10 protein-coding genes and 1 pseudogene are annotated in these 11,799 nt (G+C 62.1%); 5 read left to right on the top strand and 6 right to left on the bottom strand.

Annotated elements, in window-relative coordinates:
- Positions 1-370 (top strand): annotated as a pseudogene (locus ACIPZF_RS14915) (hypothetical protein); the annotation flags it as partial.
- A 107-nt stretch (positions 371-477) separates the two neighbouring features.
- The gene (locus tag ACIPZF_RS14910) at positions 478-1,374 is read left to right on the top strand and encodes a formate/nitrite transporter family protein (protein ID WP_400800576.1); all 897 of its coding nucleotides are present in this window, start codon (positions 478-480) and stop codon (positions 1,372-1,374) included.
- A gap of 3 nt (positions 1,375-1,377) precedes the next feature.
- Here the strand turns inward: ACIPZF_RS14910 and ACIPZF_RS14905 are convergent, their stop codons facing one another.
- Positions 1,378-2,472 carry an MBL fold metallo-hydrolase gene (locus tag ACIPZF_RS14905; protein WP_400800573.1) on the bottom strand — a complete coding sequence of 365 codons (1,095 nt, stop codon included), beginning with the start codon at positions 2,470-2,472 and terminating at the stop codon, positions 1,378-1,380.
- A gap of 129 nt (positions 2,473-2,601) precedes the next feature.
- Here ACIPZF_RS14905 and ACIPZF_RS14900 point away from each other — a divergent pair, with 129 nt between their 5' ends.
- Both ACIPZF_RS14900 and ACIPZF_RS14895 read left to right on the top strand, forming a co-directional pair.
- Entirely contained in the window at positions 2,602-3,675 is a 1,074-nt protein-coding gene (locus ACIPZF_RS14900) for a diguanylate cyclase (protein ID WP_400800603.1), read from the top strand.
- Between the two features lie 56 nt (positions 3,676-3,731).
- Positions 3,732-6,317, top strand: a complete 2,586-nt coding sequence (locus ACIPZF_RS14895) for an EAL domain-containing protein (protein ID WP_400800570.1) — start codon at positions 3,732-3,734, stop codon at positions 6,315-6,317.
- 21 nt (positions 6,318-6,338) lie between these two features.
- Here ACIPZF_RS14895 and ACIPZF_RS14890 read toward each other — a convergent pair whose 3' ends face one another.
- The gene (locus ACIPZF_RS14890) at positions 6,339-6,659 is read right to left on the bottom strand and encodes a DUF2025 family protein (RefSeq protein ID WP_400800567.1); all 321 of its coding nucleotides are present in this window, start codon (positions 6,657-6,659) and stop codon (positions 6,339-6,341) included.
- Positions 6,660-6,773: 114 nt separating this feature from the next.
- Complete coding sequence (locus ACIPZF_RS14885; RefSeq protein ID WP_400800565.1) at positions 6,774-7,676, bottom strand: LysR substrate-binding domain-containing protein; 903 nt, start codon at positions 7,674-7,676, stop codon at positions 6,774-6,776.
- Between the two features lie 112 nt (positions 7,677-7,788).
- Between ACIPZF_RS14885 and ACIPZF_RS14880 the strand changes: the two genes are divergently transcribed.
- A complete protein-coding gene (locus ACIPZF_RS14880) occupies positions 7,789-8,547 on the top strand; it encodes an SDR family NAD(P)-dependent oxidoreductase (protein ID WP_400800562.1) in 759 nt (252 codons plus the stop codon).
- 18 nt (positions 8,548-8,565) lie between these two features.
- Here the strand turns inward: ACIPZF_RS14880 and ACIPZF_RS14875 are convergent, their stop codons facing one another.
- The 3 genes from ACIPZF_RS14875 to ACIPZF_RS14865 are packed head-to-tail and all read right to left on the bottom strand — an operon-like array spanning position 8,566 to position 11,628.
- Positions 8,566-9,435 (bottom strand): efflux RND transporter periplasmic adaptor subunit, encoded by an 870-nt coding sequence (locus ACIPZF_RS14875; protein WP_400800560.1) that lies wholly within the window; start codon positions 9,433-9,435, stop codon positions 8,566-8,568.
- Between the two features lie 11 nt (positions 9,436-9,446).
- Complete coding sequence (locus ACIPZF_RS14870) at positions 9,447-9,653, bottom strand: DUF1656 domain-containing protein (RefSeq protein WP_400800557.1); 207 nt, start codon at positions 9,651-9,653, stop codon at positions 9,447-9,449.
- A complete protein-coding gene (locus tag ACIPZF_RS14865) occupies positions 9,640-11,628 on the bottom strand; it encodes an FUSC family protein (RefSeq protein WP_400800554.1) in 1,989 nt (662 codons plus the stop codon). The genes ACIPZF_RS14870 and ACIPZF_RS14865 overlap by 14 nt, the downstream gene beginning before the upstream one ends.
- Between the last annotated feature and the right edge of the window lie 171 nt (positions 11,629-11,799).

The raw sequence follows: 11,799 nt of genomic DNA, 5'->3' as shown, positions 1-11,799 counted from the left end.
CATGATCAAACTCTTCAGTTCAATACTGCTTGGGTTTTTAAGAAACCCTAAACTTGGCTCAGCAATCTCAAATGACTATGTGATTTCTCGCATGGTCACTTGTGATGCTGATAATCTTTTTGACTATCAGTCCATACTCACAAGCACCCACACGAATTGCTTGATTCAATTTGTTAAAGAGCGTTTGGTTAAGAGCTTTTCGTCTCAACCGAGGCGCGCATTCTACGCTTTCCTCAGAGCCTGTCAAGCGTTTATTTTGAAGTTTTTTGAACCAGCTTTCTTTCAAAAGCCTTTAACCTCAAACACTTACCGACTGTCTCGTCGCGTTCAACGCTGCGAGGAGGCGAATAATACGCGCTTTGAAATTTGAGTCAACACCTTGATCTAAAAAACTTTCAACCTGGATTTTGCAGCCGCTCGGCAACTAAATGCATGAACTGTCGCTCTGTAAAGAAACGAACCGTGGAGGCACCGGTCATGAGCGATGCACAGAGCGAGAAGACCCCCGGCCTGTCGGCGGATGAGGAAAAGGAAGTCAGCCATAACCAGCCACCGCGCGCGGCAGTATTGCATGAGATCATCCGCTACCAGGGCGATCAGGAGCTGGAGCGCACCCTTGCGGCACTGTGGTGGTCAGCTTTGGCAGCAGGCCTCACCATGGGCCTTTCATTAATGGCCATGGGGCTCTTCTATGCCCGCCTGCCTGAAGGCGACAGTGCCCAGGTGGTTGCCAGTATCGGCTACAGCGCGGGTTTCCTTGCCGTGATCCTGGCGCGCCAGCAACTGTTCACCGAGAACACGCTGACGGCCGTGCTACCCGTCATGACCACACCCACTCTGGCCAACCTGGGGCGCCTGTTGCGCCTGTGGAGCGTGGTGCTGCTGGGTAATTTGGCCGGCACCTTGCTGGTGGCCTGGGTCATGCTCGAACTGCCGATCTTCGACAGCAAGACCGATGTCGCCTTTCTCGAGGTCGGCCGCAAGGTGATGAAAAACGACATCAGCCAGATGTTCGCCAAAGGTATCGTCTCGGGCTGGATGATCGCCACCATGGTGTGGATGATCCCCTCCATGGAGCACGCCAAGATCTGGATCATCCTGATGATCACCTACCTGATGGCCCTCGGCGACTTCACTCATATAGTCGTCGGTTCGGTAGAGGTTTCCTACCTGGTCTGGGCCGGCGACGAAACCTGGCGCAGCTTCTGGCTGGAGTTCGCCCTGCCTACTCTGGCCGGCAACATCATCGGCGGCAGCTTCATCTTCGCCTTGATCAGCCATGCCCAAGTGCGCAGCGACAGCGGCAAGCCACCTTCGCAGCTATTAAAGGAAGACAAACAGCCCTCCCCTCGCCCACGAGATGAAAAGCGCTGAAGGTCAGCGCGCCGCCACCGCACGCTCAGTCGCGCTACCCCGCCCACGGGCTGGACGTGGCTGCCACCAGTTCTGCCCCTCATGGGGCGAATCGAGGCTGACCCGCTCGCCCATCTGCGGTGTGCTGAGCCGAACTTGCGCGGCAGCCGCCAAAGCCACGATGCGCTCAAACGGTTCTTGCCAACCGTGGATGGACAGGTCGAAGGTGCCATTATGAATCGGCAGCATCCAGCGCCCTCGCAAATCGAGGTGCGCTTGCAGACTCTGCTCAGGCTGCATGTGCACGTTGGGCCAGGCCAGGTTGTAGGCACCGGTTTCGATCAAGGTCAGATCGAACGGCCCATAACGCTCACCGATCTGACGAAAGCCATCGAAGTAGCCTGTGTCTCCGCTGAAGAACACCCGCAGCTGCTCATCCATGATCACCCACGAAGCCCATAACGTGCGGTTGCTGTCGAACAACCCGCGCCCGGAAAAGTGCTGGGCCGGCGTGGCCACGAAACGCACACCGTCGACTTGGCTCTCCTGCCACCAGTCCAGTTGGGTGACCTTATCCGCTGGCACCCCCCACTCGATCAGCAGGTCGCCCACCCCAAGCGGTGCCAGAAAACGCTCCGTGCGCGACGCCAGGTAGCGGATGGCGTGTTCGTCGAGGTGGTCGAAGTGATCGTGCGAGAGGATGACCGCGGCCAGCGGGGGCAACTCATCCAGCGCCAGCGGCGGCGCATGGAAGCGCTGCGGCCCGGCCCATTGCACTGGCGAGGCGCGCTCGGAAAACACCGGGTCGGTAATGAAGAAGCGCCCGCGCAGTTTGAGCAGTACCGTGGAGTGGCCGAGGCGCCAGAGGCTGTGGTCGGGGGCATCGAGGACCTGCTGGCGTGTCATCGGCTGCAGGCTGATGGCCGCAGCTGGCCGTGTTTCGGGGGGTTTGCGCAAAAACAGATATTTCAGGCCGATGCGCAGCTTTTTGAGCACGCCATCCTGGGGCAAGCTGGCCTGGTTGTGAAAACGTCCGTCCCGCTGTGGCGCCGGCTCGCCGGCGGGGTTAGCCATGGGCATCATGAGCAGCAGCACTCCAAGCAAGAGGAAAGCCTTCATGTTACCCCACAGTGATCGCGCCAACCGTGAATTGGCTTGTAAGGTCATTTTTCGTCGATGACAGTCTGTTGAACAATATTCACGTTATTTATGCGATAAACGGCGCACCAGCAGAAGACGACGACCATGATGGACAACCGCAGCGGCAAGGGACTTTCTTTCGTCAAACGCATCTACCTGCCGCGCATCATCGGCTTAGGGATTGGCCTTTTGAGCGTAGCCGCAGCCGTCGCACCGCTGTCGCCACCTATCTGGATCTGGTGTGCACTGCTGTTCAACGGCCTGCTCTGGCCGCATCTGGCTTACCAGTGGGCGAAGCGTTCGACGGCGCCCTTTCAGGCGGAGCAACGCAACCTGCTGCTGGATTCGCTGATGGGCGGTTTCTGGACCGCGGCCATGCACTTCAACCCCCTCCCCACCGTCACCGTGCTGTCGATGATGACCATGAACAACGTGGCCGCCGGGGGCAGGCGGATGGTCGCCCAAGGGCTGGTGGCGCAACTGGTCGGTATGCTGCTGGCCAGCCTGTTGCTGGGCACCGGCTTGCAATTGGATGCCACGCCGCTGCAGATCTACGCCTGCCTGCCAATGCTGACCCTGTATCCCCTGGCCCTGGGCTGGGTGTGCTACCGCCTGGCAATCAAGCTTGCCGAGCACAAGCGCCGCCTCAGCGCCCTGAGCCAGACCGACAGCCTGACTGGCCTGCTCAACCACGGGGCCTGGAAGGACATGCTGTTGCTGAAGTTCCAGGCATGCCTGCAGCAACAGGCGCCGGCGGTGATTGCCCTGATCGATATCGACCATTTCAAGACCATCAATGACACCTTTGGCCATGTGGTCGGCGACTGCGTACTTCGCCAGTTGAGCGCCGAGCTCCAACGCAATTTGCGAGAAGGCGACCAAGCGGGCCGCTACGGCGGCGACGAGTTCTGCGTGATCCTGCCAGGCACCAGCGAGGAACAGGCGTGCCAGGCCATGGAGCGCCTGCGCGAGCGCGTTGCCAGCTACCGCAACCCGCAGCTGCCACACCTGCGGATCAGCCTGAGTATCGGCTTGTCCGCCTTCCACCCGGGCCTGGAGTCCCCCGAACACTGGCTGGACCAGGCCGACAAGGCGCTCTACAGCGCCAAGCGGCAGGGTCGCGATCAGATCAATTTCGCCCATGGCGAGGTCACGGCGCTCAAGCTGGCCTATCCTGACTGAATCTCCTCGCTGATTGTCCGGCGGGGGGCGGCAGCTCATGAAGGAGTCGCTTGTGTATGGCCAGGAACGCCAGCCTAACGCCCGCCAGCCCCACCCCTCGCTTACCCATCCGGCCGTTGATCAGCGGTTTTTGTGCCGTGTTCGGCCTGGCTTGCCTGGTTACCTTGGGTGCGCTGTTCAATATTGCCGCTTCGCTGGATCAACAGGAACGGCAGCGCAGCGCCTTCCATGCCAACCAGGCGCTGCAGCAACGCTTGCAGGCTGCGCGCCAGTTCCTCTCCAGCTACGCGGTGTGGGACGCGGCCTATGAGCACCTGGCAGGCAAGGTCGACTGGCAATGGGCCTACCAGGAAAAGAATGTCGGCGAGTCGCTGTACAGCGCCAGTGGCTACGAAGGCGTATTCGTCGTCGACGACCAGCGCACCACCTATGCCTTGTTCAAGGGCAACCCCACCGAATCTGATGCCGGCAGTTTCATCGACGCCCCCTTACCGACGATCATCGCCCAAGCCCGAGGCGCTGCCAGCGCACGCGAACAGGTCACACGCTTCGTTCTGTTCAACGGCTGGCCGGCCGTACTCAGCGCCGCCGCCGTGCGCCCCGACCGGGATGTAACCGCCGGGGAGGTCAGCCAGGCGCCGGTCATGCTGTTCGTCGATCAACTTACCGAAGACAAACTTGCCCATCTTGGCGCAGGAGCCGGCCTTGCGCAGATGCACATTGAAAAGGACGCGGTGGGCGAGCACGGGCAAGAGCAGATCGCCCTGGGCGACACCGGTTATCACCTGGCATGGAGCAGCCCGCTCCCAGGCCGGCAACTGCTATGGGCCGTGCTGCCGCCCTTGCTCTGCGCGCTGCTGGTACTGGGCCTGGTGATGCTGTACTTGATTCGTCATGCCCTGCGCAGTTCCCGCGCCATCGACCTGAGCCTGCAACACCTGCAGCAGAGCAACCATGCCCTGGAGGCCAGTGAACAACGCTTTCGCGCCGTGGCCGAGGCAGCCTCCGACTGGATCTGGGAAACCGACCGCCAACAGCGGCTGACCTACCTTTCGCAACGTTTCGTCCGGGTCACCGGCGATCAGGTCGAAGACTGGCTTGGGCAACCGATCAACCAGCTCCTCAGTTGCGACACCACGCCCCTTTCACCCTGGCTGGATGCTCAGGCCGAGGCTGATTCGGAACAACCGGCCAACCTGCGCTGTGCCTACCGTGATCACAACGGCCAGAACCGCTATTGCAGGGTTTCGGCACGAGCGATTGTCTTTGACGGCAAGCTCGCCGGTTTTCGCGGCACCGCCAGCGACATCACCGATGAGGTCGCCGCCCATGCGCGCATCCAGCACCTGTCACTGCACGACCCCCTGACCGGGCTTGCCAACCGCAACAAACTCGCCCGCCACCTGGAGCAAGCCCTGCTACGCGGCAGTGACTCGCCGCCATTGACGTTGCTGTTGCTCGACCTGGACAACTTCAAGCCGATCAACGACTCCCTTGGCCACGCCGCTGGCGATGCCGTGCTGCAGGAGGTCGCCGCGCGCCTGCGCGATACCACCCGCGACGGTGATCTGGTGGCCCGACTGGGCGGCGATGAATTCGTCCTGGTGCTTGAAGGCATGGACAACCGCAGCGAAATCGACCGCTTGAGCAAGCGTCTGATCGAACTGCTGCAGCAGCCCATCCTTTTCGAAGACCAGCCGCTGCATGTGGGTGCGAGCCTGGGTATCGCCCAGACTCGCACTCAGGGCTTCGATGCCGGCGAGCTGATCCGCTGCGCCGATATCGCCCTTTATCAAGCCAAGGCCGACGGCAAGAACACCTGGCGTTACTTCGCCGCCGAGATGAATCAGCAGATCCAGTATCGCCGCCAACTGGAGAACGACCTTCGCCGAGCGCTGAGGAACAATGAGTTCGTGCTGTATTACCAGCCCCGCTATCGCATGGACGATTTGCGCATCGTCTCGGTAGAAGCGCTGGTGCGTTGGCAACACCCACAGGAAGGCCTGCTCGGCCCGGACACCTTCATCCCCCTGGCCGAACAGAGCGACCTGATCGTTACGCTGGGCCGCTGGGTGCTGCGCGAAGTCTGCCGCAGCGCCCTGGGCTGGCCTGAGCAGTTGCTGGTATCGGTGAACCTGTCACCGGCTCAGTTCCTGCGCAGCGATGTGGTGGCCGATGTAGGTGAAATCCTGTTGGAAAGCGGCTTCCCTGCCCAGCGCCTGGAACTGGAGATTACCGAAAACGTCATGCTCAACGACATCGAAGGCGCCCTGGGCACAATGCAAGCGCTCAAGGAGCTGGGCGTGCGCCTTAACATGGATGATTTCGGCACCGGCTATTCATCGCTGGGTTACCTGCGCACCTATCCGTTCGACAGTATCAAGATCGACAAACGCTTCATCGCCGGGCTCGGCAACCCCAGCAGCAGTGACCGCGCGGTGGTGCAGGCGATCATCAACCTGGGCGAGGCCATGGGGCTGACCGTGACGGCGGAAGGGGTCGAGACCGAGCAACAGCTCAAGACGCTGGAGGTCGACAATTGCCATGAAGTCCAGGGCTATTTCCTGAGTCGCCCGTTGGACAAACAGGCCTTCGAACAACTATTGCAGGACAGGCCAGATCGCTCTGCCGATGCGCTCTAAGCCTGTCGCGTGGCCCTGGGTTCAGCGCAAAGACCGCTCGGCAACGATCTCCGGCAAATCACCACGCCGCAGGTAGATGCGTAAAGCCTCGGCAATATTCAGCCGATCATCCACATGCTGCTCCAGCAGCAGCGCCAGGCGCTCACGGCACAAAGCCATGTGCGCGCCCTGATCGGGCCGCCAGACGAATTCGCTGCACGGGGTGATGCTTTCGTCAGCCACGTCCATGCCGAACGCGTCCTCGGAAAACCGCACGATGTGGACCCCGCGCTTGCCATGAAAACCGACGAACCCTTTGAGCTGATCGGCGGCGTTGCAGATGTCCTGTGATGTGATGGCCATGACGTAACCTCGCAAATGAATGGAAGTGACGCACGCCAGGCGGGCAACGGTCGCCTCTGGTGGGCAACGCGTCGGGCCAGGGTAGCGTAAATGCCCTTCGATTTGCCACCAACCCTAAGCGTCGACCTGCGACGCGAGCACGCCGCTCAGCCAGTTCATGAATGCCTGGACCCGGCGTGGCACATGACGTTGGCGGGCGTACAGCAAGGACACCGGCATCGCCGCAGCGGGCCAGCTCGGTAGTACCTCCACCAGCTCGCCCCGCTCCAGGTGCTCGGCCACACCGACTGCTGGCACTTGAATCAACCCCAGGCCCGCCAGGCAGGCGGCTGAGTAGGCCTCGGCGTTATTCACCGTCACAGCGCCTTCCATGGCCTGGAAGCACAGCTGCCCATCGCGATGATATTCAAACCCCGCGCTGCGTGCGCCCAGGTTGCGCACATAATGGACCAAACGGTGCCTGGCCAGGTCTTCGAGGGTTTGCGGCACGCCGTAGCGGGCCAGGTAAGCGGGGCTGGCGCAATTGCGCATGCTCAATTGCCCAACCGGCCGGGCCACCACGTCCAAGTCGCTGAGTGCGCCGATGCGCATCACGCAGTCGAAACCTTCACGCAACAACTCGACCTGGCGGTCAGTACAGCTGATCTCCACCTCCAGCTTGGGGAAGCGCTGAAGAAACTCCGGCAAGGCCGGGATGATCACGCGCCGGGCCATCATCGTCGGCATATCCACGCGCAGGCAACCGGCCAACTCGGCATCGTCGGCGCGGAACAAGCTCTCGATTTCGTCCATGCCCGACAGCAAATCCTTGCTGCGTTCGTACAGCAAAGTGCCGTCCTGGGTCGCGTGCACGCGCCGCGTGGTGCGGTTGAACAGGCGCGTGCCAAGCAGCTGCTCCAATGCCCTTACCTGCTCCGACACGGTCGAACGCGGCAAGCCAAGGCTGTCGGCGGCAATCGTGAAGCTACTGACCTCACTCACCCGAACGAAGGTGCGCAGCAGTTCCAGCTTGTTCATCCCTTACCCCCGACTGTTCGGCTCAAGCGAACAGTATTTCCATTTTTGCTGGATTTAACAGCATTACGACGATCAATAACCTGTGCCCATCACCACCCATGAGGGATTCAACATGACTCGCAAAATTGCCTTGATCACTGGCGCCAGCCGCGGCTTGGGCCGTAACGCCGCCGAACACCTGGCCGCCCGCGGTATCGACGTTATTGGCACTTACCACTCCAAAGCCGACGAAGCACAGGCCGTGGCCGAAAGCCTGGAACGAGCTGGCGCCAAAGCCGCCATGCTGCAGCTGGACGTCAGCGACAGCAGCAGTTTTGCCAGCTTTGCCGAGCGCCTGAGCGAAACCCTGCGGCAACACTTCGGCAGGGAGCGTTTCGATTTCCTGGTGAACAATGCCGGCATCGGCCTCAACGTGCCCTTCAGCGAAACCAGCGAAGCGCAGTTCGACCAGCTGATGAATATTCAACTCAAGGGTCCGTTCTTCCTGACCCAGCGGATGCTGCCGCTGCTGGTCGATGGCGGGCGCATCGTCAATATCTCTTCCGGGCTGGCGCGTTTCGCCCTGCCCGGGTATGCCGCCTATGCAGCCATGAAAGGCGCGATGGAGGTGCTGACCCGCTATCAGGCCAAGGAACTCGGTGCACGCGGCATTCGGGTGAATATCCTGGCACCGGGGGCGATCGAGACTGATTTCGGTGGCGGCGTTGTTCGCGACAACCAGCAGGTCAATGACTTCATTGCTGGCAACACGGCCTTGGGCCGGGTGGGGTTGCCGGATGATATCGGCGCGGCGATTGCCCTGCTGCTGGAGGACGGCAATGGCTGGATTACCGGTCAGCGTCTGGAAGTGTCCGGCGGGATGTTCCTCTGAAATCCAGCGGCCGCGGCTTCACTGTTCAGGTGCATCCTCATGCACCTGAACACTGGCTGTCATTCCCGCACTCAGGTTCATGCCCTCTGGCACGTGGTCCAGCCGAATCCGCACGGGTATCCGTTGCGCCAGGCGCACCCAGTTGAAGGTAGGTTCGACCACAGGCAACAGCTGGCTGTCCGGGTTGCTGTTGCTGTCGGTGATGCCCCGGCTGATGCTTTCCACATGGCCTTGCATCGCCTCCCCCGCCCCCATCAGCCAGACCGTCACCGAATCGCCCACGCGGATGCGCGGCAGCTTGGTCTCCTCGAAGTAGGCCTGGATATAGAACGTCGAATCATCCACCAGGGCCATCACCGATTCGCCAGCGTTCACATAGTTGCCCTGGGCCAGGCGCAAGTTGGTGATATGCCCGCTACGCGGCGCGCGCACTTCGCTGCGTGCCAGATTGATCTTCGCCACCTGCAACTGGGCTTGAGCTTCATGCAACTCACCCCGGGCGACAGCGGCATTGATCTGGGCGTTTTCGCGCAGCTCGGCACTGATCGCCTCGGGCCCCAATGCCGTGCGCCGCGCCGCTTCCCGCTCGCGCAAGTGCAACTGCTGGGTACGTGTTTCGGCCACGGCACTGGCTTGATCGAACGCCGCCTGGAAGCGTTCGCGATCGATGCTCATCAGCAGGTCGCCGGCCTTGACCTGCTGGTTGTCCTGCACCTTGAGTTCGCGCACCCAGCCCGCCACGTCAGGCGCGATCACCACCACATCGGCACGCACCCGTGCATCACGCGTCCAAGGCGTGAGCATGTAGTACTGCCAGAGTTTGTAGCCGGCCAGAACGGCAATGGCGACGACGCACAGGGTCACCAGGGTACGCACGACTGCACGCATTCAATCACTCCTTACAAAGGCCCCAGCAGGCGGACTACCAGGTACAGCACACAAACGAACAACGCCGCGTCGAACAAGGCTTCGTGCCAGATCCAGCGCCCCAACGGCGTGGCCTGGACCACGAAGCGCAACAGGCCGGTGAGCACCAGCGCCATCAACACGTAGATCAGAAAAGGGCTGAGCAGCACGCCGCCCAATGCCCACTCACGCAACCCCATGGGCTTCCTCCTGCCAGCGGCACCACCTGTTCCAGCTCTTCTGCAACTGCAGCACCGCCCCTTGGGCCAGGCGCAGTGGATCACTCGGCGGCTGGCGCTGGAGGGCGGCGATGAATTGCTCGCTGGCGGCATCCAGGTGTTGTCCACGCCCGGCCGCCGGCCCCTTGGCCAAAACCGATTCCACTTGCTGCAGGTATTCACGTTCGGCAGCGGCCAATGGCGCCTGGGCGACGGCCAGGCACATGCGCAAATGCACCAGTTCATCACCGATATCCAGCCCGTGCAGGCCATCGTCCCAACGTTTACGCTCCGCCTCGGGCAGCTCGCTGGCCTGTCGCGCCAGTTGCATCAGACGGTCGGCCATGCGCCCGCCAAACCAGCTGTCGGCACCGCGCAGATCGCGCCGGGTCAGGCGTACCAGGTCGCTCTGGGTCGCGGCCCGCAGGCGCCGGCCGAGCCAGCGCGGGTGGCGGAACACCAACAGGCGGAACGCCATGACCGCGGCGCCCACGCCCACCAGCATGGCCAGGGCACTGTTGAGCATCGTCGCCACACCGAACTGCATGGCATTGAGCGGTGACACCAGGACGATGAAATGCAGGCAATAGGAGGTGGCCGTGGCCCCTGTGCGCGGGTGAGCCATGCCCAGAGCGCCGAAGAACAGGGGCACGCCCATGCCCAGGCAGAGCATGGCAAAACTGCTCCACTGCGGCAGGAGGATCTGCCCGACCAGCAAGGCCACGGGGATCGCCAGGCAGATACCGCGCAAAAAGCTCAGGCCGATCTGCGCGCCATTTTCACGGCTGGCGAACAGGCTGCAGACCACACAGGTCAAGACCAGGCCACCGGGTGCGGACGGCCAGGCGGTGGCCAGCCAGAAGCCACTCATCACCAAAAACGCCAATGCGCTGCGCGAGCCGAACAGCAACGCCAGCGACCAGTCGCGGTGGGCTGCCAGGCCTTGTCCGCCATCCTTGGGCGCCCTGCCCGCCTCCACATCATCCAGCGCCTGGGTGGCAGCCATGGCGTAATCCAGCAGCAAGGCCATGCGGGCCAGGCAGAAGTGTTCGTCCGAGCTGATCTGCTCATCTTGCGCGGCGCCCCAGATGCGCTGGCGCAACAGCAGCAGGCTCGGCTGATCGGGCTTGGCCAACTGGGCGCGAACTTCTTCCAGCCAAGGGGCAAGGCGCAAGGCCTCACGCTCATCGAGCTGCTGCCATTGACGGCGCACCGAGCGCGAAATGCGCAACAGCACCATCAGCTTCTGGCTCAGGCCGCGAATGGCCCTGGCCCGTTGCCGCCCGCGCGCCCCCTCGAACCAGGCGTGTTCACGCTGGGTATCGATGGCGACGATGCGCCCGAGGATCTCCAACAGGCCTTTACGGGCTTCGTCCTCGCCGCCGAGCATGGCACTGGCCGCCTGCAAGCCGTTCTGCCAGGCCTGACGCGCCTGGCCGGCGAGTTGCTGCTCGACCCGCATCGGCCAGAGCAAGGCGCTGGTGGCGGTGGCGCAGAAGATCCCCAGGCAGATTTCGGTGCAGCGCGCCACCGCCTGGTCGAATACCTGCAGCGGGTGGGCGATGGCGGGCAAGGCGATGATGGCTGCGGTATATCCGGCCAGCACGAAGGCATAGGCCCAGGCACTGCGCAGTTGCGTCGAGGCCGCCGTGCACAGGGCCAGCCACAACGCCAGGGTGATGAGGAACAGCCAGGGGGTTTGAGCGAACAGGCCGATGAACAGCACCGACATGCAGGTCCCGACCAGTGTTCCGGCCAGCCGCGCGAGCCCCTTTTGCACCACCATGCCCGACAGCGGCTGGGCGACGATGAACGCGGTCATCAATGCCCAGGCGGGCTGCTCCAGCCCCCAGCGCATGGCCAGCCACAACGCCAACCCACCACCTAGCAGGGTCTTGATGGCGAATTTCAGGGCGAGGCTGCTGGGCGCGAACAGGGCCTGGAGGGTGATCGGCACGAATCGGACCTTGCGGGGGATGGTCAGTTAAACGATAGACAATGGACGGCAGGATAATGCGTCAATGAATAATTAGCTAGCTAATCATCTTTATTGTTCGGCCTCTTCGCAGGCGGGCCAGCCAACACAAAACCATCAGACAAAAAAATGGGCGACCGAAGTCGCCCTAAA

Origin of the sequence: Pseudomonas sp. NPDC089752 (assembly GCF_044748725.1) — a bacterium.
Taxonomy (GTDB): Bacteria; Pseudomonadota; Gammaproteobacteria; order Pseudomonadales; family Pseudomonadaceae; genus Aquipseudomonas.
This window is presented reverse-complemented; position numbering and strand designations above follow the sequence as displayed.